A 22,265-nucleotide genomic window follows, 5' to 3' on the forward strand; every position below is an offset into this window, starting at 1 on the left:
ATCTTTCTTAGTTCGTAGTAACGACTTCAGTCGTTATCTTTCTTAGTTCGTAGTAACGACTTCAGTCGTTATCTTTCTTAGTTCGTAGTAACGACTTCAGTCGTTATCTTTCTTAGTTCGTAGTAACGACTTCAGTCGTTTCTTATTTCCGACGCTGTTGCAACTTGCGATAAACCTCTCGCAAATCCACATTATGTTTGGCTAAGGCAACCATAGAGTGATAGAATAAATCAGCGACTTCCCCAGCGATCGCATCGGCATCATCATCTTTACAAGCCATCACCACTTCCGCCGATTCTTCCCCAATTTTCTTGAGAATTTTATTATCCCCACCGGCAATTAATCTAGCAGTATAGGACTCTTCCGAGGGATTGTCCCGCCGATCGCAAATTACCTCAAATACCTGGGAAAGTGTATCTGCTGGCGGTGCAGCAATGTGGCCCTCAATTTGGTGAAAACAACTGCGTTCCCCGGTATGGCAGGCAATATCACCAATTTGTTCGATGCCGATTAATAGACAGTCACTATCGCAGTCGTAGCGTAGCGATCGCACCTTTTGGAGATGTCCTGATGTTGCGCCTTTGTGCCACAATTCTTGGCGCGATCGACTCCAATACCAGCATTCCCCAGTATCCAGAGTTTTTTGCAAGGATTCCGCATTCATCCAGGCCATCATGAGCACTGTTCCATCCAGATAATCCTGGGCGATCGCCGGAACTAGACCCTGTTCATTATAGCGAATCCGGTCCACAGGAATCGCCGTTTTACTGCTTGCCATTTTAGTCTGCGACATAACGGTTAGGTAAACTTAACATCTTTGATTTTCTGACTCCAACTGTCACCGTAATGCTGAACTTCTAAAAAATTTGCATTTTGCGGCGCAGGCTTGTAAACTCGAAAAGTTCGGGAAATTCCCAAGGTTGCTGCACTTTCCAAGGGTCCAAAAAAGCGCGAATCTCGGTCCAAAAAGTACGGTTGATTGGCCCATTGTTCCATTTGATGCCGATTCAGAAAAAAACAGCCCGAATGGGGATTTTCTGCCCGCTTAATGGTAATCGGGTGACCCAGAACTTTACCAGTCAGCACTAGGTTATCACTAAAGTAGTGAGCAAAATTATCTTGTCTGCCGGTTTTGAATTCTAACTCCGGGTCAATGTAAAATTTTTTAACCCCCCGCTTATTCATCCGTTCAAATCGATTGGGTTGCAGGACGGCATGATTGCCAATGTAGGCGGTAAACCAGGATAATTTTTGGAAAAAATCCGGGTCACTTAAAATAATATCATCTTCCAAATAGCAATAATAATCATAGCGACCTAAATTTTGTTTTAACACCCCGTGACATTCAAACCCCAACAGCATGGGATGACAGGCAAAGGATTGATGGGTATAGGAATCCGGAGTCACCGGCAATTCTTTCAAAAGATGTAGTCCCTGAGTGGTGCAGATGATAATCGACAATTCCACGGAGGTTTCGACATTCGCCGGGAGGGTATATAACTGCTGGTTGTACTGAAAATAGAACTGCGATCGACTATTATAAGTACCCTGTAACGATTCAATGCACTGAGTCAGAGCTTGAATCCGAGGCTGGGAATCGGGGCTTAACGAGGCATAACCGCCCCCTCCCTCGGGATTGAAAACATGAGGAATTGTCACTAAAACCCGCATAATCGCTGTGTGTAAAACTCTCTTAACGCTGGGGACTGAGGTTTGTGGGTGGGGAGGAAATCCAGGGGACAATAAACAGGCTTTCACCGCCCTGGCTTGGGTGCAAAGCGGGTAAAGATTCTGTCAAAAAACCCAGTTTCTAACCGCTCTACCAGCCTACTAGCCCTCGGGACTGCGATCGGGGTAGGATTAAACATTATAACTTGGACGCTCCTCTTAAACACTTCCCACCCAAAAGCCGTATTCTAAACAAAGTCAACCGTTAAGCCTCTGGCAAAGGAGACCCCTTTGGTTACAACTACCTTCAATACCACAAAATCCGAAGAAATTTTCGCAGCCGCTCAAAAACTGATGCCCGGAGGGGTCAGTTCTCCCGTGCGTGCCTTCAAATCCGTGGGGGGACAACCCATCGTTTTTGATAGAGTCGAAGGCGCGTATGTTTGGGACGTAGACGGAAACCAATACATCGACTATGTGGGAACTTGGGGACCCGCTATCTGTGGACACGCTCACCCTGAAGTGATTGCGGCCCTCCATGATGCCTTAAATAAAGGGACCAGCTTTGGTGCACCCTGTTACCAAGAAAACCTCCTCGCTGAAATGGTGATTGATGCGGTTCCCTGCATCGAAATGGTGAGATTTGTTAACTCGGGAACCGAAGCTTGTATGGCGGTTTTGCGCCTGATGCGTGCCTTCACCGGACGGGAGAAATTAATCAAATTTGAAGGCTGTTATCACGGGCACGCGGATATGTTCCTCGTGAAAGCCGGTTCCGGTGTTGCTACCTTGGGACTGCCGGACTCTCCCGGGGTTCCCAAATCCACCACCGCCAATACCCTCACCGCACCTTACAACGACCTGGAAGCCGTTAAAACCTTATTTGAGCAAAATCCCGGGGAGATTGCGGGGGTGATTTTAGAACCCGTTGTCGGGAATGCGGGATTTATTCCCCCAGATGCCGGATTCCTGGAAGGATTGCGGGTCCTAACCCAGGAACATGGCGCGTTACTGGTGTTTGATGAAGTCATGACGGGATTCCGGATTGCTTATGGTGGTGCCCAGGAAAAATTCGGCGTCACCCCTGACTTAACCACCTTGGGTAAAGTGATTGGTGGTGGATTACCCGTAGGGGCTTATGGTGGACGCCGAGACATCATGGAAATGGTGGCCCCCGCTGGTCCGATGTATCAAGCCGGGACCCTTTCGGGGAATCCCTTAGCGATGACGGCAGGAATTAAAACCCTGGAATTGCTCAACAAATCCGGAACCTATGAGTATCTGGACAAGATTACTAAGACGTTGAGTGAGGGACTGCTGAAAATTGCCAAAGAAACCGGCAATGAAGCCTGTGGCGGTCAAATTAGCGCCATGTTTGGCTTATTTTTCAATCCTGGACCTGTGCATAATTATGAAGATGCCAAAAAATCCGATTTGAGCAAATTTGCTCGCTTCCATCGCGGAATGTTAGAACGGGGAGTTTATTTAGCGCCTTCTCAATTTGAGGCCGGATTTACTTCGTTTGCTCATACGGAGGAAGATATCGATCGCACCTTGGCGATCGCCCATGAGGTGATGTCGAGTCTATAGCTAATTCCACCCCACCGGCTTTTCTATAAGCCTTTGAGAATGAAGAGAATCAGGAGGCGTCAACTTCCTGATTCTCTTCATTCTCATTGTCTTTTTTTTGTGTTAATTTATATCAAATTTCAATCTCATAGGTGAACCTCTACCCTGGACTGGAACACCATCGATAACCATTACTCCCTTAAAACCGTAAATTCAATGAAAACCCAACCACAACCACGCCCATTCCGAGGCAGTCCGCTTTTTTGGACTGCATTACTAGCCCTCCCCATCGCCTTCACCATGCCAGAATCTGCTCTGGGACAAGTCAATGAACAGGAACTCCAAAGCATTCTCCAAACCCGAAAAATTGCTCTGGATGCCTTAAATAACCGGGATTTTACCAGCATTGAACCCTATCTACATCCTGATTTCACAATTACCACGGTGGATAACCAAGTCTTTCATACCGTGAGCGAATTTGAAACCTATTGGAATGAACAATTTAACGGACCCATTGAACGGCTGACGATGAGTTTGGAAGGGGAAACTATCCGGACTTTTTTATCCCCCGGAATAGAAGTCGCATCGGGAGAGGCCCTCTCTACCTTCTATTTCCGAGATGGAAATGAGGAAGTCATGCCTTTACGATGGAGTGCGGTACTCCAAAAAGTGCAGAATACCTGGACGATTCAATCCCTCCATTTTTCTGCCAATTTATTAGATAATCCCGTTTTAAACTATACCGAAAAGCGGGGTAATTATATGGCCGTTGGGACATCGGTGGCGGGGGTTTTAGTGGGGGCGCTTTTGATGTTTTTGTTGCGGCGGTAAATGGGAGATTTGAATCAGATTCCCTGTCTTTAAGAGGATAAATATTTGGAAAAACTTGAGACGGGTGGAGATCCCCCCCCGCCCCCCTTATTAAGGGGGGAGTAAGAGGAACTTCATTAATATAATTAAGGGGGGAGTAAGTGGAATCAATTTTTTGTTCTAAGAACTGATACCCTTCAAAGTCCCCCTTCTTAAGGGGGATTTAGGGGGATCTAGCATTGGCGATAAAGCAGTTTACTCAGAACTGAACCCCTTAATTTAATTCCCCTAAGTGCTTTGTTTCTCTAAATAATGCGTTTTTTATAGCGTTTCTCATGTCCATAAGGTAGTACCCTCACCCCAAACCCCTCTCCATCCCCCCTACCCCCCTTTGAAAGGGGGGGGGAGAGGGGCTTTGAAAAGTACCTCATCAGTCCACCGAACCGCTATATTATAATTATTCTACAAAATATGCTGGATTTATTGATTAAAAATGGGTTAATTTTTGATGGGTTGGGTTCCCCTGCGGTTGCGGGAGATATTGGAATTAAGCAGGGTCAAATTGTTGCAATTTCTTCTAATATTTCCCTAGAGGCGGCTCAGGTGGTTGATGCCTCGGGACTCTGGGTTACCCCGGGATTTATTGACATTCATACCCACTATGATTTAGAGCTAGAAATTGCCCCGGGATTGAGTGAATCGGTGAGGCATGGGGTTACCACGGTGGTAATTGGCAATTGCAGTTTATCGGTGGCGGTGGGGGAACCGCAAATGTTGGCAGATATTTTTCAGCGGGTTGAAACCCTCTCCCATCGCTTGATTGCCAAATGGTTAAATCAGTCGGTTTCTTGGCAAACTCCTGGGGAATATCTGCACCATTTACAACAGCTACCCCTCGGTCCTAATGTTGCCCCAATGTTAGGACATAGTGCGGTTCGCGCTCATGTGATGGGATTGGAACGGAGTCTGACGGTTGACCCTACGCCAGCGGAACTGAACCAGATGGAACAAATCGCTAAATCTGCGTTAGAAGCGGGATTTATTGGCATTTCTATTGATATGTTTCCCTGGCATCGGATGAGTGGAGAATGGCGCGGTTGTACTATCCCCTCGCAACACGCTAAACTCCCGGAATATGCTCGGTTGGCTGCTTTGTGTCGGGAATGCGATCGCGTATTTCAAGTCACTCCTAATTTACAGCGATTGGCTTCTTTTTGGGATATTATTGGCCTCGGTTCGGGCATTGGTCAACTTCCTTTACGGTTGACAGTGCTCTCGGCATTGGATGCTGTGCATAATCGGCAGATGTGGCGGGTATTTGCTCCTCTTTTATGGATTTGGAATCGCCTCTTGCGAGGAAATGTCCGCTTTCAAACTCTGACGGAACCGTTTACGATTTATTCTGATGGTCCGGTGACTCCTTTATTTGAAGAATTTTCTACCGGAGCACAATTGAATAGTTGTGATTCCCGAGAGGAACGGCAGGAATTATGGGCGTCGGAAACCTTTCGGAAGCAGTTTCGGAAAGACTGGTTAAATGGGTGGCGCAAATCTTTTCATCGAGATTTGAATTTGATGGAGATTTTGAGTTGTCCTGAAGCGAGTTGGCAGGGGTTGAGTTTTGCTACAGTTGCGAAGAAAATGCAGCAGAATCCGGTGGATTTGTTTATGGATTTGTTGCAGCAGTATGATACGGATTTGCGCTGGGTGGCGACGGGTGCAAACGATCGCCTCGAACCTCGGTTGGCGATGATGAAACATCCGGATATTTTGCCCGGGTTTACCGATGCTGGTGCTCATGTGCGGAATTTGGGCTATTATGATGGCGCTTTATCGTTGTTGAAACAAGCGGTAACGACCAATTTTATGACTCCCGAGGCGGCAATTCATCGGGTGACGGGAGAACCGGCGCAGTGGTTTCGCCTGGATGCGGGGGTGTTGAAGGTGGGTGGGAAAGCGGATTTGGTGGTGCTGAATCCGCTGGGGTTGCAGCAGGCGATCGCCCCTCAAGTGGAAATATTGGACCCGATTTTAGATGGGGAACCTCGGATGGTGAAGCGGGGTTCGGATGAGATTATTCACTCGGTGTATATCAAGGGGGTTCCGGTGGTGTGTCAGGGTCAGGTGAGTGCGCGTCTGGGTTCTGAACCCCTGGGGACGGTGTTGTTTCCGGTGGTGGGATGAAGGGAGTTAGGGATCGGATGAATGGGAGTCGGGGACAGCAGGTGAGAGAGGATACGGAGTATTGGGATATTTTTCTGCTTAAACACCAGCATCCGATGAATGTGGCGTTGCACGTTGTGGGGATTTTGATTTTTTACGGGTTGCTGTTTTCGGCGTTGTGGTTTCAGAATCCTTGGATTTTGTTGGGGTTACCTCTGACTCAGTTGACGGGATTAATGGGTCATTTTTTGTTTGAACGTAGTGAGATAGAACTGCGGGATGCGGTGTTTTCTTGGCGTGCTTCTTTCTGTTTGGGGCGAATGTTGTGGCGTATTCTCTTGGGTAAGTATAAGGAGGATGTTCGGCAACGGGTTGAATTGTTGGGGGTAGAGAGGGGGATTTTAGAGGGAGGGAAGATAACGACTGAAGTCGTTACTACGAACGTCGGAAACAGAACGACTGAAGTCGTTACTACGAACGTTGGAAAGATAACGACTGAAGTCGTTACTACGAACGTTGGAAAGATATTGAGAGTTTTAGGGTTGATATAGAGTGGGTAGGGTTAAGGTGAAGAAAAAAGTGGTGCCGATGTGGAGTTGAGAGGTTAGCCAAATGCGTCCCCCATGTACTTCTACAATTTTTTTACAGAGACTCATGCCGATGCCGGTGCCGGGATATTTATTATAAGCATGAATTCGTTTGAAGATTTCAAAAACGACGGGATAATCTTCTTCGGCGATGCCGATGCCATTATCCTGGATTTTAAATTCAGCGAAGTTTTCAGGATTGAGGGTGAGAGAAATGTTAATTTTCGGGGGTACTTGAGGGCGGCGAAACTTAATGGCATTACTGAGGATGTTTTGAAAAAGCTGAATCAGTTGGGTGCGATCGCCCAGGACGATGGGGAGGGTATCGTGGGTGATACAAGCGCCACTGCTGTTGATATCCTCTTGTAAATTGGCTAAGGCTTCGGCTAAAACCACTTCACAATCAATGGGTTCCAGTTCCACTTTACCCGATCGCACCCGAGAATAAGAAAGTAAATCATGAATCAGTTGATTCATGCGCTGGCTGGCTTTAGAAATTTCACTCAGATAATGTTCGCCTTTTTCATCGAGTAAAGTATCATATTGCCAGAGTAACATATCTGCATAGCCCATAATCAGTTGTAAGGGAGATTGCAAATCATGGGAAGCGATTCCTGCAAATTGCTCTAATTCAGCGTTGGATCTTTGTAACTCTTCATTCAGGGTTTGTAACTCCTGATTTTTTTGGATGAGTTGGCGTTGGAGACGCTCGATGGTCAGTTGTTTATGGATTCGCGCCAGGACTTCTTCGGTTTGAAAAGGCTTGGTAATGTAGTCGGCCCCTCCGGAACTAAAGGCTTTGACTTTTGCGGTGCTATCATCCAGGGCACTGAGGAAAATGATGGGAATTTTGCAAGTTTGGGGGTTGGACTGGAGGGATTCACAGACTTCATAGCCGGTTAAATCCGGCATCATGATATCTAATAAAATTAAATCAGGGACAACTTTTTGGCAGGTGGTTAAAGCCATTTCTCCGGTTAAGGCTTTGCGGACATTATACCCTTTGATGATGAGCATGGAGGAGAGAACCCGTAAATTATCGGGTTGATCGTCAACGATTAAAATAACGGGCTTATTAAACTCCTCTGAAAATTGAATCATAAATCCTCCGAGTAGGTTAAATGCATAATCTGATGAAATTGAAAATTTTCAGCTAATTTGCTTAAAGTCCTACCTAAAGGTTCAAGATTAGCAGGGATTTCTTCTATTAATTCTAAAATCATGTCATCGCTGCATTGAGCAGCGGCGTCATAAATTTTTTCCACCCATTGAGATGGCATTTTTTCTAAATACACTTGGAGTTTATCCGGTGGTATTTCATCGGATTCAGGCTGTTGAGGTGGCTGTTTAAAGGAAAGGCTAGCTGTGGCATAAATATAGCCCGTATTCAAATGGTATCCGATTTTTTCTAACAGTTCATTTTTTTCTAAAGGTTTGCAAAGAAAGTCATCACATCCCGCAGCAAATACCGCCGAACGGTCCTCCTCAAATACACTGGCAGTTAGGGCCAAAATTGCCGGTTTCTGACTTCCGGCACTGGCTTTAATCTGTTTGGTGGCTTCATAGCCATCCATGACGGGCATTCGGATATCCATTAAAATTAAATCAGGCTGCCACTCTAAGGATTGGGCGATCGCCTCTTCACCATTTTCAGCTTCGCGCACTTCAAATCCAATATTCCCCAGGAGTTTAACCAGCAACAACCGACTTTCTAACAGATCATCCACCACAAGAATCCGTTTCCTCGATTGATCTGGGGCTAACCCAATCACTGCCCCCTTCGATTGAGTCTGGGGGACTTCACTCGCGTCCAAGGGTTCAACCTGAATGGCAAAGATAAAGGTACTGCCGACTCCCAAAACGCTGCTGACTTGGATTTCACCGCCCATCATTCGCACAAATTGACGACTAATGGGTAAACCCAAGCCCGTTCCTTGGCCGGATTTGCGGCCCATTTCCGTTTGACCAAAACTTTCAAAAATCAGGGTCAAATCTTCCGGTGCAATTCCGGGTCCTGTATCTTCGACTTCAAACTGAAGAAAGCAGGCAGGGGAATTTCCATCTTTCCCGGATTCAAACTCTCCAGTGCCTCCATGAACCCGCAGGGTAATGGAACCCGTTTGGGTAAATTTAATCGCATTCCCCAAAATATTAATTAACACTTGGCGCAGTTTGGCTTGATCGGCGCGAAGGTACAGGGGAACATCTGAGGCAACTTCGGTGAGCAGGAGCAAGTTTTTTTCATGGGCTTTAAACCGCAACATATCTTCTAAATCTCGCAGCATCTGCCCTAAATCAAAGGGTTCTAGTTTTAAGGTAGTTCTCCCGGCTTCAATTTTAGACATTTCTAAAATGTCATTAATCAGTTCCAGTAAGTGAGAACCGGCGCGATTGATAATTTCAATTTGTTGTTGGTGTTCCGGTTGGAGGGAGGGGTCTCCTGCCATTACCTGAGCAAAGCCGAGGATGGCATTGAGTGGGGTTCTCAATTCATGGCTCATATTGGCGAGAAATTCACTTTTGGCATGGTTTGCCATTTGGGCGGCGATCGCCGCTTGTTTGAGGGCTTCTTCCGCTTGTTTGCGATCGGTCATATCGCTGCCGATGCCGAGAAATCCGGTAATCTGACCCATCGCATCTTGTAAGGCGGTAATCGACAGCCACACCGGGAAGCGAGACCCATCTTTGCGGAGGTAGGTCCATTCGCGGAGATCCGGGACCCCTTGACGGGCTTTGGCGACGATCGCATCAAATCCGGGGGCGATTGCATACCCCAGTTCAGCGGTTAAGATGTCCGCGCGTTCCTGAAGTTCTTCCGAGGTATGGATCATAATCACATTCGCCTGGGCCGTCACATCCTGAGCCTGATAGCCCAGCAATCGTTCCGCTGCTGCATTGAACGTGAGAATCGTGCCTTCAGGGTCCGTGGCAATGATGGTATGTTCCGCACTATTGAGAATAGCTTGTTGCAGCCGGTTGGTTTCAATCAGTTTGGCTTGGGTCTGTTTGAGCTGAGTAATGTTACTCGCGGTGCCAGTAATCCCGATGACAAAACCGGCTTCATCCCGCAAGGGAATCGCATTCAGAATCATATAAATCGGGGTTCCGGCTTGGGTAATATGAGTGGTTTCATATTGAGAAATTTCTTGTTCTTCCAGGAGAATTTTGCGGAAAAATTCCTGGTCCTGACTCCATCGACTGGGATGAATCAAGTCAGTAAAGGCTCGGCCCATTGCCTCGGAGGGACTATAGCCATAGATGTCTTGAACCGCCGCATTCACAAAGGTGATCCGGCCTTTGGTATCAATGGTCCAAATTAAGTCTTGGGAGGTTTCAACGAGGTGTCGATATTTACTTTCACTGGTTTTTAGGGCGGTTTCAGTGAGAATTCGAGCGTTAATTTGTTGTTGAAGTTGCTGGTTTTGTTGGTTAAGTTTGGCCCGGGCTTGTTTTTCCCGTTTCAACAAATTGGCTTGGGCGATCGCAATGCCGACTTGGGCGGCAATGGTTTCAATCAGTTCAATTTCTCCTTGACTCCATTCCCGGGGGCAGTCGTATTCATGCAAGACTAAAGCCCCATTGGGTTTTCCTTGATAAGAAGTCCGCACCAACAGCATAGATTTGACCTGAAACTGGGGGTATCGGGCCAAAACCGGCTGAAATAACGGGTCCGTTTGGAAGTCATTGATGGCGATTGGGCGATCGCTGGTCTTAAATTGTTCGGCGTAAGGCGTTTCATCCAGAGGCAGTTCCAACTCCCCACTCCATTGGCAACCCTGCGCCACGGCGAAAGCGGCAATTTGCAAGGGGGGATTTCGGGTTTCTAGGTAGGTATGAATTTCAGTGCAACTCACCCCAAAGGTATCTCTAATTTCTTGGGCGGCAGTATCCAGGAGTTTTTCTAGCTGTAATTCCGACCGGATTTTTTCCGTGATGCCTCGCAAAAGTTCGCTGCGGATTAATTGTTTTTGTAACTGAATTTTGACCTGTTTGCGAGTGGTAATATCTAAAATTGTGCCAAAGAGTTGACTCGGCTTGCCTTGGAGGTCGAGAATTACTTCTCCTTTGGCTTCGATATAGCGAATTTCCCCATCCGGGCGTTGGATTCGTCCCTCGATTTGATAGGAACTGCCCGTGGCGATCGCCTGTTTTAAGACTTTGGAAAACTGGCTGCGATCGTGGGGATGAATCGTTTTTAACACTTCACCATAGCTGGGTTTGAGTTGAGGTTCAATCCCCAGGACTCGAAACATTTCATCGGAAAGCACTAAATGGCGGGTCAACCAATTCAATTCCCAGTTGCCGACTCCCGCAACTCGTTGGGCGGTGGCTAATGACCTTTGACTTTTTTGTAAAGAAACAATTAATCTATCTTTTTCCCGTTCCGCCGCATTTCGTTGCTGAATTTCCCAGCTTAATTGAAAATTGCGTTCTCTTAATTCTCGCTCTAATTTTTGCAGCTTGATTTGATGTTCAATGCGCGCTAAAACTTCCGCTTCTTGAAACGGTTTAGTAATATAATCGGACCCGCCCACGGCGAAGCCCCTAACTTTATCAAAGGTCTCATATAAGGCACTGATAAAAATAATAGGAATATGGCGGGTTTGCTCTTCGGACTTGAGTCTTTTACAAACCTCATATCCATTTAGGTCCGGCATCATAATATCGAGTAAAATCAGGTCGGGAATGTTGACATCCACAGCCTGAAGTGCTAAGACTCCATTCGGTGCAGCTCGGACTTTATACCCATGACCCGACAGTAAATCTACTAACAGTTTTAAGTTGGCCACTGTGTCATCAACGACCAAAACTTCGCCTTTGTAAGACCGCTTGCCCTCTGTTTTCATCGTTAATACCTCGCCGATACAATGAATATGGAAAATAGGGTTAAACTTGAAATCCGGGGTCTAGGCAGTTCGGCAATTCCAGGAGGAATTTATGGCGATCGCAGATTGCCAGAATCTGCTCTATCCTGTATCCGAACGGAAAAAGGTAGAGTCGTGCCATCTCCATCAACCCCGCCCCAAACTGCTTTTTGGGGTTTGAGAATCCTTTGCCCTCGGTCTTTGGGGTCAATCTAGGACCGATTTGATAAAAGTTAAGATTTGGTCAAATTCAAAATTTTGGGTCCAGTTCGTTAAGGTATGGGCACAGGATTCATGGCGATCGCTAATCTCATCCAACAGAGTTACCATTAATTCTACATCACAAGATTTCGTGGCGAGGTTGAAAGAATTCAACCAGTCTAGGGGAATGTCACGCCAATCGCTTTCCGTTAAAGGGACTGAGGGAACAGCTACGGTTTGCACCGCATCAGCATCGGGGTCTTCATAGACAAAGCGCACCCCTAATTGTTGAGTCAAACAGTCCAACAGTTCCGTATCCCGAAAGGGTTTACGGATAAAGCCATCAAATCCAGAGGCAAGCCCAACCGTATTTTCCTGCTCCAGGTAACTGGCGGTTAAAGCCACGATCGCCGTTCCTTGGCCTTTGATAGACCCTTTAATCTGTTGAGTAGCCTCATAGCCATCCATGACTGGCATTCTTAAATCCATAAAAATTAAATGGGGTTCCCATTCTTCCCACAGCTTAACCGTCTCCTGACCATTGCTACTCTCTAAAAGGTCAAATCCAAAAGGTTGGAGGCATTTAATCACAAAGGTGCGGTTATCCGGGCGATCGTCGGCAATTAAAATCCGGTATTGGGGTTGGTTCGGTTCTAGGGCCACAGCGCGGCGTTGCGGGGGAATGGGTTTAGGCTCAATTTCCGCTGCCACCGTCACAGGAATCTCAAAGCTAAAAGTGCTGCCTTCCCCAATCTGCGATCGCACCTCAATGGATCCGCCCATCAACTCCACAAACTTGCGAGAAATCGATAACCCCAACCCGGTTCCCTCTCGGGCTTCCAGTCCCGTACTCGTTTGCACAAAGGCTTGAAACAGATGGTCTAACTCATCGAGGGCGATCCCCGGTCCGGTATCCGACACTTCACACAGGAGGTTCAGGGTTTGATCTTCCCGGTTATCGGGGTCGGCGAGACTTGATGGCCGTTCTGGGGGGATCTCCCAGATGGCCACACAGATTCGACCCCTCTGGGTAAACTTAATCGCATTCCCGATCAGATTAATCAGCACTTGCCGCAATTTAATCTCATCGGTGCGGATATATTCCGGGACCTCCGGGGCGCGTTCGATAACGAAGTCCAATCCTTTGCTCTGGGCCTTGAGCCTGAACATGGATTGTAAATCGTCCAGGAGGTGATAAAAATTAAAATTAGTTTCTACAATTGTAGTCCGTCCGGCCTCAATTTTTGCCAAATCCAAAATATCGTTAATTAACGTCAGCAAATGCTCCCCACTGCGCTGAATAATCGCGATATTTTCCTTGGCATCTTTGGATAAAGCGGGATTGGACAGGAGCAATTGGGCAAACCCGAGAATAGCATTTAGGGGCGATCGCAATTCATGACTGATACTCGCCAGGAATGCACTTTTCGCTTCATTCGCCTTGTCAGCCGCTTCTCGGGCTTTTTCCACCTGTTGGTAGAGTTCCGCTTGGTTGAGGGCGATCGCCAGTTGATTGGCAATGGCGAGGAGCAATTCCATCTCCGTACTATCCCAAGGCGATTCCCTTAAATTCCGGGCCAAACATAAGGCTCCCCAGACTCCAGTCCCCATCTGCAAGGGTAAAATCAACCAGTGACCGGCAAAGCTGCCCAGGAACTCCACCCGGGAATCATTCGGATCCGGTTCCCAACCGGATAATGCCACAGGTTTTAAGCCCTTAATCACCTCAGTAATCGGGTTTCCCACATCGGGAATATCCAGGTCCAGGGTACTGGGGAGGGTATCAAAGGGACGATATTCGGCCACATTGCGCCACAACCCCTCCTCGGGGAAATATTGAATAATTTTCACCCCATCTGCCCCTAATAGCCGTCCGCTTTCATGGGCGGCACTAAAGGAAATGGTGGTCAACTCCAAAGAATTGCGAATGCTTTGGACAAATTGGCTCAACACTTGCTCCCGTTGCATCTGCGATCGCAGGATTTGTTCCGCCTGCTTCTGGAGGGATACATCTTGGACTTGAGCAATAAAATGTAAGGGTTCCCCCTCAGCAGTGCGAACCAAAGAACCCGTCAGCAGGACCCAGACAAAATGGCCCTGTTTGTGAATGTAACGTTTTTCTAATTGATAAGACCCGATTTCCCCGCGCAGCAGTTGGGTGGCATAGTTCAGGTCGAGATCTAAATCCTCGGGATGGGTAATGGTTTGAAAGTCCAGGGTTAACAGTTCATCCTCGCGATAGCCGATAATCTCGCAAACGGCCCGGTTCACTTTCAACCATCGCCCATTGAGTCCGACGATCGCCATGCCAATCCCGGCATAGTCAAAGGCGGTGCGAAATCGTTCTTCACTTTCACTCAGGGCCAGGACCGTGCGCTTGCGTTCCGTAATATCCAGCACCGTTCCCCGCAGATGGATCGCGGACCCCCGCTCGTCTTGAACCGCTTCCCCTCGCGCTTCTAAGTATCGAAGAATGCGATCGCCTTCAATAATCCGCAGGTCCATTTTATAGGGCGTTCCTTCAAATACAGCCCGGTTGAGATTCTCTTGCAGTTGGACGCGATCCTCGGGATGAATCGCCTTAAAATGCTCCTGATAACCAGATTCTGGATAGGCCGGATCAACCCCAAACATCTGGAACCATTCCTCCGATGCGCTCAGGTTCTGGCTGTTCATGTCCAGTTCCCAACTGCCAATATGGGCGATCCGTTGCGCTTCTCGTAAAGCTGCTTCACTCTGGCGGAGTTTGGCTTCTATTCGTTGGCGATCGGTAATATCATGGACCGTGCCTACCCACTTGATTAGGTTTCCCTCATCATCAAAAACAGGTTCGCCGCGCACTTCTATCTCCCGAATTTCCCCATTCGGGCGCTGAACCTGCTGCTTGAGTTCCCAGGGTTCAGCGCACCGCAATTTGTCTTGAATTTCCCGCTGTTCCAACCCGGGAGTATCGGGATGAATCCGGGGGTGAATGGGTTCTAAAGAGGGGGGGGTCGGGCTGGGTTCTAATCCATAAATCCGATAGAGTTCGTCGGACCACAGAGTGCTTTGATTCACCGGATCAAATTCCCAACTGCCAATATGAGCAATCTCCTGAGCTTTGGCTAAATTAGCTTCGCTGTGGCGGAGTTTTTCTTGGGCTGCTCTGGATTCGGTGATATCTCTAGCCGTTGCATAGACAAGATGACCCACTGGAAATGAGCGCCATTCTATCCACCGATAAGAGCCATTTTTATGGCGATAGCGATTAACAAAATTGAGCACATCTTGTCCATTTCCAAGCTCATCCATCGCGATATCGGTGTGGTTGTAGTCATCGGGATGAATTAAGTCATAAATGTTCATTCCTTCTAATTCGGCGACGGTGTAGCCCAGGGCTTTTTCCCAGCCCAAACTGACTCGACGTAAGTAGCCATCCACATCACCGATGCAGAGTAAATCCAAGGCGATGGTAAAGAAGCGGTCAATTTCTTCGGTCTTTTGTTGGAGGTTCAGTTCTAGGGTTTTTCTGAGGGTAATATTTTGAATTTGCTTGATGGTATAAAGAGGCTGGTTGTCACTGTCGCGCACTAGGGAAACGCTCAATAATCCCCAGATCACTTTCCCATTTTTATGCTGGTAGCGTTTTTCCAGATGATAATAGGAAATTTCCCCTTGCATCAGTTCTTTTAGGTGACTCCAGTCACTTTCCATATCCTCGGGATAGGTAATATCTTGAATGGTGAGGGCTAAGAGTTCGGATTTGGAATATCCTAACATTTGGCAAACGGCAGTATTGACATCTAATAACTGTCCATTAGGAGCGACCAAGCACATCCCCACTGCCGCACTTTCAAAGGCATTTCTAAACCGTTCTTCGCTTTGGCGTAAGGCCTCGGTGCGTTCCGCGACTTGCGCCTCTAAGGTATGGTTGTAGTCGGCTATCAGTTTCTCGGCTTGTTTGCGAGCGCTGATATCGGTAAAGGCATTAATCGCATAAATAATCTGCCCGGTTTCATCAAAAATTGGCGTGGAATACACCTGAAGCGGAATCCTCTCCCCGTCCCGTTCAATTTCTAAATCTTCTGCCATCGCCGCTGCCCCTTGCAGCGCCCGGATGCCCGGGAGTTGTTCCTTCGGATAAAGGCGACTGCTACCGGAGAAATAAACCCGATCAATGGTGGAGACTTCTTCTAGGGAGATGGGCGGGGGGATTTGTCCGAGCAATTGCTGTCCCGCCTGGTTCATATAATGATATTTTCCCGTGGGATCTAGGGCGGAAATTCCAATGGGGAGGGCTTCTAAAAATTGGTTGAATTTGCTTTCACTTTGGCGCAGGGAGCTATAGAGTTTGGCATTTTCCAAAGAGATTGCCGCCTGCACGGATAAAAATTTTAAAACTTCTAGGCGATCGCTAGGAAATGCGCCGGAAATGAGATTATTCTCCAGATAGATAATTCCACTGAGTTTAGCCCGGTCTAAAATGGGCATACAGAGGATGGATTTCGGCTGGTGGGCGCGAATATAGCGATCGCCTCGAAATGGCCCTTCCGCTGTAGCATCGTTTAGGGCCACCGTCTCGCGAGTGCGGATCGCATAACGCACGATCGCCCCTGAGAGTAAGCTGCGATCGCCTCTTCCGTCTCCCACTTCATTCAGTAGGATTCTCGGTTGAGTGGTGACCAGATTTTCATCAATGGCAGCTTGAACGATCCATTCCCCATTTTCTTCTCCGATTAAATAGCCTTTTTGCGCCCCAGCATTTTCAATCAAAATTTTCATTAATGCCCCCAGCAGCTTGTCAATTTCTATTTCCCGGGTCAGGGCGGCTGAGGATTTTAAAACACTGACTAAATCCAACACCACTTCCGGGTTGCTGCTGGTTGATTGAATGGTTTCTGACTGAGTTTCACTGGAATTTTCTGGCTTCCTCTGCTTTTTGGGTTTCTTCAACCACTGGGGATATTGACCGCTTAATTGTTGAACTTTTGCTCTACCTTGCCATTGTTGATAGAGGGCATAAGCCTTTTGGATATACAGTTCAGCAATTTGCATCATGCCCCGGTGAAGATAGAACTCCCCCGCTAACTCATAAGCTAAGGCTTCTTCCTGGATAAAATGATGCTCTCTAGCCCCGACAATGGCCCGTTCATATAATTCCGCTGCTTGCCAATTCTGAGCAAGAATCCGGGCTTTTTCTGCGGCGACTAAATCATATTTATGTTGATAGGTCATGGGTCCAGCATTTGCCCAGTCTTGCAGGCGCATTTGATTGCGTTCCACTCGGTTGAGGCAGTCCTGTTGTTGAGACTCCTTCAGAGAGGGATATAATGCGAATTGCGCCAGGGAATCATAAAAGGGTAGTTGACCCAAGGGCATCAAGGAGGCGATCGCAGCTTCATATTCGGCGGCGATCGTCAGACTCTCCACCGCTTTTGACCCGTCTTTTACATAATAACTGAGCATCCCTTGGGCAAGATGGAAGCAAAACAAAGAGGTTTCACTGTTATTTTGGGTTAAAATATGCAGGTCTTGGGTATCATCAAAAGCCTCCCCATTTAACCGCCCAGTTTCTTGGGTATTTCCTTGAAGGTTTAAGGCTAATTGTAACCAAATCTTTGTATAATAAAACTGAATCTCTTGTTGGCACTGGTCAATGATTTGCAAAGACTCTTGATGTTTTTTGATGACTTTCCCGAGAGGCAGACCACTCAGCAAGGAGTAACAGCTATATTGCATGGTTGCATAACAGGTATATTCTAAATCTCCAGTTTCCAAACCGAGACGCACCGTGGTCTTTAAACCGGCGATCGCCTCGGGGAGGGGTTCTTGCCAATGTCGGATAAATCCATTAAAAATGTGATGGACTTTACAGCGACTTTCGGCACTGTCAAACTGCTCTAATAATTCTAACGCAAACTGTCCCAACTGATAGCCGCGTTCAATTTCCCCTACCCGACAAAGATTAAACCCATAATAGGCATAAGCAAAGGCAGCCAAGGGCGAATTCCCATATTCCAGGGAGAGATTAACCATCGTCAAAGCCATTCTGGGTACCAGTTCCGGCGTCACCACAATCGCTGTTCCCCAGACGCTCATTAAAATCTGCATCGCCGCTAATTTATTGGCATCTTCCATCAAAGGAAGGCGGGATAATTCCGCAATATCCCACTGAATTGGGGCTAATTCAGCCAGGGACACCCCCAACATTTCCAAAACCATTAAACTGGTATCCACAGCTTTTTGAAGCTGGTTAATCGCACTATACAATTGGATGAGAATTTGATAAACCTTAACCCCGTCTAAAACCGTTCGGCTCTGGGGAAGGACCACCGCTGCCAGGGCTTCAACTTCCGGATAATGGGTGGTTAAATATTCCGCTTCTACCGCTTCTAGATGAAGTTGGAGGGTGAGGTCATAATGAGTCTGCCAACTCCGGGAGGGTAACAGACTCAAACCGTGGTTTAAATACTGGGCTGCTAAATTGTAAGCGCTGGCTGTTTTAGCTTTTCTTCCGGCCCATAAATTGAGGTGAGACAGGTTAATTTTTTCTAATTCTTCCGTCATCAACTCACTCCCTTGATTGAGATGATTAACGATCATAAATAAGCCTTCAGGCAACGGAAATGAGGGGTCATTCGGGGAGAGGCCCAAGGGATTCGCGCTACTCCAGAGCAAGCGGCCAATTTCTAAGTGCCGCTCTGGGCGTTGAGCTTGGGGAATTAAAGAATAGGCGGCTTGTTGAACCCGGTCATGCAAAAATTTAAACTGAATTTGTCCGGTGTCAATCTCGGGAAGCAAGCTCAATAATTTATAATTTTCATTGATGGGAATGACTAGTCCACTTTGCAGGGCAGAAAATAAATGGCTTAATACCGCCTCGGGTTGCCAGCGTACAATTTGGCTTAAGGTCTCCAAATCAAAGGGACTGCCAATACAAGCGGCAAGCTGTAAGAGAGTTTGGGTTTCGCGACTAAATTTGACCAGTTGACTCACCATTAAATCAACTACATTATCCGTGATTCCTTGGGATTCAATTTGGGCCAAATTCCAGTCCCAATTTTGGCGATCGCCACTTAAATAAATCAGCCCGTTTTGATAGAGGACATTCAAAAATTCCAGGGTGAAAAAAGCATTCCCCCGGGTTTTGGCATAGACTAAATCGGCTAAGGGTTGCACCAAGGATTGAGGGGAATGCAGGGTCGCTGCCATTAAGTCCGCCACATCCGAAGCTGTCAAATTGTCCAGGGCGATCGCGAGCAGATTGGGGCATTCGGTTTCCAGATGTGCCTTCGTCATCATTAGGGGATGGGTACCATCGACCTCGTTATCGCGATAGGCCCCAATGATTAACAAAAATTGCAAATCGCGATCGCTTAAAATCGCCTCCAATAAACTTAAAGAAGCCAGATCCGACCACTGGAGGTCATCTAAAAAAATCACCAGGGGATGTTCGCGATCGCACAAGGCTTTTAAAAAGTTTTGAACCACCCAATGCAGCCGATTTTGAGCTTCTTGTCCCCCCAAATCCGCCACGGGAGGTTGAGGGCCGATAATTTTTTCTAAATTGGGAATCATCTCAATTAAAACCTGCCCAGTATTCCCTAGGGCGGCTAAAATGCGACTGCGCCACTCATGAAAGGTTGCTTCCGGTTCCCCTAAGATAAAATTACAAAACTCATTGAAGGCTTGTCCAAGCTCTAAATACGGAATATTTCTTTGGTATTGGTCAAATTTTACAGCAATAAAGTTACCCCGTTTAGCGGCGACTGGTTTATGCAGTTCTCGGACTAAAGCGGATTTACCCACCCCGGCATATCCCGCAACAAAAATTAATTCCCGATTCCCCTCGGCAGTGCGCTCAAATGCTTCCAATAAGGTCTGAATTTGAGCCTTGCGTCCATACAACTGTTGGGGTAAATGAAATCGATCCGAACGGTCCTGCTGTCCCAGGTTCAAAATGCTGATGGTATTCTCCGTCTGAAGCTGGCGCAAACATTCTTCTAAATCCGCCTTTAATCCATAAGCCGATTGATAGCGTTCTTCGGCATTTTTAGCCATTAATTTGGCAATTAAGTTAGAGAGAGTGGCCGGAATTTCGGGTTTAACCGTTTGTAAAGAAATGGGCGGTTTGGCAATATGACTATGGACCCATTCCATTGGCTCCTCACTCTGGAAGGGTAAGGTCCCGCTTAACAGGTAGTAAAAGGTGACACCGAGGGAATAAAAATCCGTGCGATAGTCAATGCAGCAATTCATCCGCCCGGTTTGTTCCGGGGACATATAGGATAAAGTGCCTTCGAGACGATTGGCATTTTGGAAAGTCGGATTTTCCTGGGATAACACCGATGAAATCCCAAAATCGATAATTTTAACGATTCCCGTCTGGGGATTTAAGACAATGTTACTGGGGTTAATGTCTTTATGAATGATATTTTTTTCATGAATTTTCGAGAGAATTTCAGTAATAGCAATAGCTAATCTTAAAAAGTCCCTAAATTCCATTTTTCCGGCAATTTTTAACCGATTTAAAGATTCTGCTCCAAAATCTTCTAGGAGAAAAAATGGACTATTGCCCTCGTTACTGAACCCATAAACTCGGGGAATTCCAGATAACTTTAGGGATTGGGTTACTTCATATTCGCGCCAAAACCACCCCAAGCGTTCTGGGGAGGAATAAGCATTTTTAAGCATTTTCAAAATTACAGGTTTTCCTGATGACTTCAGGGACCCGCGATACACTTCGGAGTTAGTGCTTTCGTAAATTTTTTCGGTTAAAGAAACGTCTGAGAGGGTAAGCATTAAACCTCAATGTCCAGCAAAAAAGTTGAGTGAATCCTGAGCAAATTCCACCGCACTAAGCTAATCGGGTTCCCCCCCGAGTATTCACTCGGAGTTAGGGCCGTTTGATGTTCAATCCACCGTGGAGCTTTTTTCTAACACAAGACTGCGCCATCGAGTGAACTCTAGACATGAAGCTGTGTTTCATGTCTGTATTTCACCGACAGAGGGGATAACATCCCGATGACAAGCCTCAGTCCTGTCCGAAGTCGGCCTCCAGAAGTTCTCTGGCACTTATCCCCCCATTCAAGTCAGAGCATGAATTGGGGACATCTTCAATGGATGGAAAATCATCAAACGGTCCCAAGGGATAAATTCCGCACCCAAATAGGAAAATAAATCTCCCGGTTTCTGGGGCCGGTTTATCACCGTCACCTTCTTTGTGGCGTCCCCGAGGGCATGGGGTGTAACCCGGAAGGTGAAGGAAGGCAACTGCCTCCCTGAATTGATTTAGCAACGGAATCGGCTTAGAAATCAGCACCGATTGGGCTGGAGATCTTGTTCTTGACAGCGCAAGATTCTAAAGGTATAATTTCATGATTGTCCTAAGTTATATTGACTCTCCTGATAGATACGAAAGGTAAGATGGCTATTTTAATTATAAACATGAGCGAGGGTTCATGAATAAAACAAGTTAGACAACCGGATTTCCCGGAATTGGCCAGAAAGTCCCCTAAAAAACTCGGGATTGGCTGTTGGCGGGGAAATAACCATCGGAAGTTGGTCGAGATGATGTCGGGACTCTGGGAATTTTAGGGGCAGGACTTAGACATTATTAGGATTTAAGAGCCAAACCTGATGATGGAGGCTTGAAAAAGCGAATCAACCCTACATTTTATGGGGTTTCTGGGGAAGTCTTCAGCAGGCCCTGGCTCTCTACCCCGATAAATCGTGCTCGCCTGGAGTAAACTCCTCAAGAGAGTATCCAAAAAATATAAAGAAGTGATAAAGACTTGATAAAGACTTGATAAAGAAGTGATAAAGATTTGATAAAGACCCACAGAGAAACTCCTGGGAAGAAGATATCCCGGATCCGGTTATTCCCACCCCAGCATGGTGGCGATCGTCTGGGAGAGGGTGAGAGAATTGAAGGGTTTAGAAATAGCACCGGCGACTTGTAACTGCTGAAGCTGATGCTGTGTAAACCACAGGGCTTTGGCGCTCAATAAAACCACCGGAATTGACTTGGATTGGGGGTTTCCTTTGAGGCGATCGAGAAAAGCAAAGCCATCCATTCCCGGCATGGAAATATCCAACACGATCGCATCCGGTTGTTCGGTGGCAGCCAGCTTTAACCCATCTTGCGCCGATGGCGCTAATAACACGCGCCATCCCCCAAGGTCTTCCAAGCAAATTTGTACCACCTCTCGAACTGTAATTTCATCATCCACGACTAAAATTAGTTTATCATTCATAGCCAAGCCACCTCTAAGTCCAATTAAACATGAGGAAAATGGCAATCAACCAGGTTAAAATTGGGTGACGAAGGGCTGGATTTTCCAACTCAATGCGCTCAGACAAAACCATTCCGGCTTTGCCGATTGTTTTTGGTTCACTGTGTTATCCCTGAAACACTTTTTTT

The 22,265-nt window shown here is 46.9% G+C and carries 10 protein-coding genes; 4 read left to right on the top strand and 6 right to left on the bottom strand.

Going from position 1 to position 22,265, the window contains the following annotated elements:
- Positions 1–142 precede the first annotated feature (142 nt).
- Together hisIE and NG833_RS09580 are read right to left on the bottom strand one after the other, a co-directional pair.
- On the bottom strand, positions 143–778 hold the full coding sequence (gene hisIE / locus NG833_RS09575) for a bifunctional phosphoribosyl-AMP cyclohydrolase/phosphoribosyl-ATP diphosphatase HisIE (protein ID WP_254565066.1): 636 nt from the start codon (positions 776–778) through the stop codon (positions 143–145).
- A gap of 20 nt (positions 779–798) precedes the next feature.
- Positions 799–1,671 (bottom strand): calcium-binding protein, encoded by an 873-nt coding sequence (locus NG833_RS09580; protein WP_254565067.1) that lies wholly within the window; start codon positions 1,669–1,671, stop codon positions 799–801.
- Between the two features lie 288 nt (positions 1,672–1,959).
- On the opposite strand from NG833_RS09580, the gene hemL reads away from it, so the two are divergent.
- The 4 genes from hemL (at position 1,960) to NG833_RS09600 (ending at position 6,761) form a co-directional block, all read left to right on the top strand.
- Positions 1,960–3,258, top strand: coding sequence for a glutamate-1-semialdehyde 2,1-aminomutase (gene hemL, locus NG833_RS09585; RefSeq protein ID WP_254565068.1), 1,299 nt, complete (start codon positions 1,960–1,962; stop codon positions 3,256–3,258).
- Positions 3,259–3,453: 195 nt separating this feature from the next.
- The gene (locus NG833_RS09590) at positions 3,454–4,068 is read left to right on the top strand and encodes a nuclear transport factor 2 family protein (protein ID WP_254565069.1); all 615 of its coding nucleotides are present in this window, start codon (positions 3,454–3,456) and stop codon (positions 4,066–4,068) included.
- Positions 4,069–4,518: 450 nt separating this feature from the next.
- Positions 4,519–6,231: an amidohydrolase family protein gene (locus NG833_RS09595; protein WP_254565070.1), complete on the top strand. Its 1,713-nt coding sequence runs from the start codon at positions 4,519–4,521 to the stop codon at positions 6,229–6,231.
- A 17-nt stretch (positions 6,232–6,248) separates the two neighbouring features.
- Positions 6,249–6,761 carry a DUF962 domain-containing protein gene (locus NG833_RS09600; RefSeq protein ID WP_254565071.1) on the top strand — a complete coding sequence of 171 codons (513 nt, stop codon included), beginning with the start codon at positions 6,249–6,251 and terminating at the stop codon, positions 6,759–6,761.
- Here NG833_RS09600 and NG833_RS09605 read toward each other — a convergent pair.
- From NG833_RS09605 to NG833_RS09620, 4 genes are all read right to left on the bottom strand, one after another.
- Positions 6,747–7,898 carry a response regulator gene (locus tag NG833_RS09605; protein WP_254565072.1) on the bottom strand — a complete coding sequence of 384 codons (1,152 nt, stop codon included), beginning with the start codon at positions 7,896–7,898 and terminating at the stop codon, positions 6,747–6,749. The two genes, NG833_RS09600 and NG833_RS09605, sit on opposite strands and share 15 nt — an antisense overlap.
- Positions 7,895–11,644 carry a PAS domain S-box protein gene (locus NG833_RS09610; protein ID WP_254565073.1) on the bottom strand — a complete coding sequence of 1,250 codons (3,750 nt, stop codon included), beginning with the start codon at positions 11,642–11,644 and terminating at the stop codon, positions 7,895–7,897. Before NG833_RS09610 ends, NG833_RS09605 begins: the two co-directional genes overlap by 4 nt.
- A gap of 225 nt (positions 11,645–11,869) precedes the next feature.
- Positions 11,870–20,644, bottom strand: a complete 8,775-nt coding sequence (locus NG833_RS09615; RefSeq protein WP_254565074.1) for a PAS domain S-box protein — start codon at positions 20,642–20,644, stop codon at positions 11,870–11,872.
- A 1,076-nt stretch (positions 20,645–21,720) separates the two neighbouring features.
- A complete protein-coding gene (locus tag NG833_RS09620; RefSeq protein ID WP_254565075.1) occupies positions 21,721–22,098 on the bottom strand; it encodes a response regulator in 378 nt (125 codons plus the stop codon).
- Positions 22,099–22,265: the final 167 nt, after the last annotated feature.

The sequence above is a fragment of the Oscillatoria sp. HE19RPO genome, from assembly GCF_024220515.1.
Taxonomy (GTDB): Bacteria; Cyanobacteriota; Cyanobacteriia; order Cyanobacteriales; family Laspinemataceae; genus Laspinema.

Excerpts from the sequence above, each read along its gene's own strand:
- hisIE (WP_254565066.1), bottom strand. The coding sequence starts at position 778 with ATGGCAAGCAGTAAAACGGCGATTCCTGTGGACCGGATTCGCTATAAT.
- NG833_RS09600 (WP_254565071.1), top strand. The coding sequence starts at position 6,249 with ATGAATGGGAGTCGGGGACAGCAGGTGAGAGAGGATACGGAGTATTGG.
- NG833_RS09610 (WP_254565073.1), bottom strand. The coding sequence starts at position 11,644 with ATGAAAACAGAGGGCAAGCGGTCTTACAAAGGCGAAGTTTTGGTCGTT.
- NG833_RS09580 (WP_254565067.1), bottom strand. The coding sequence starts at position 1,671 with ATGCGGGTTTTAGTGACAATTCCTCATGTTTTCAATCCCGAGGGAGGG.
- NG833_RS09615 (WP_254565074.1), bottom strand. The coding sequence starts at position 20,644 with ATGCTTACCCTCTCAGACGTTTCTTTAACCGAAAAAATTTACGAAAGC.
- NG833_RS09590 (WP_254565069.1), top strand. The coding sequence starts at position 3,454 with ATGAAAACCCAACCACAACCACGCCCATTCCGAGGCAGTCCGCTTTTT.
- NG833_RS09595 (WP_254565070.1), top strand. The coding sequence starts at position 4,519 with ATGCTGGATTTATTGATTAAAAATGGGTTAATTTTTGATGGGTTGGGT.
- NG833_RS09620 (WP_254565075.1), bottom strand. The coding sequence starts at position 22,098 with ATGAATGATAAACTAATTTTAGTCGTGGATGATGAAATTACAGTTCGA.
- NG833_RS09605 (WP_254565072.1), bottom strand. The coding sequence starts at position 7,898 with ATGATTCAATTTTCAGAGGAGTTTAATAAGCCCGTTATTTTAATCGTT.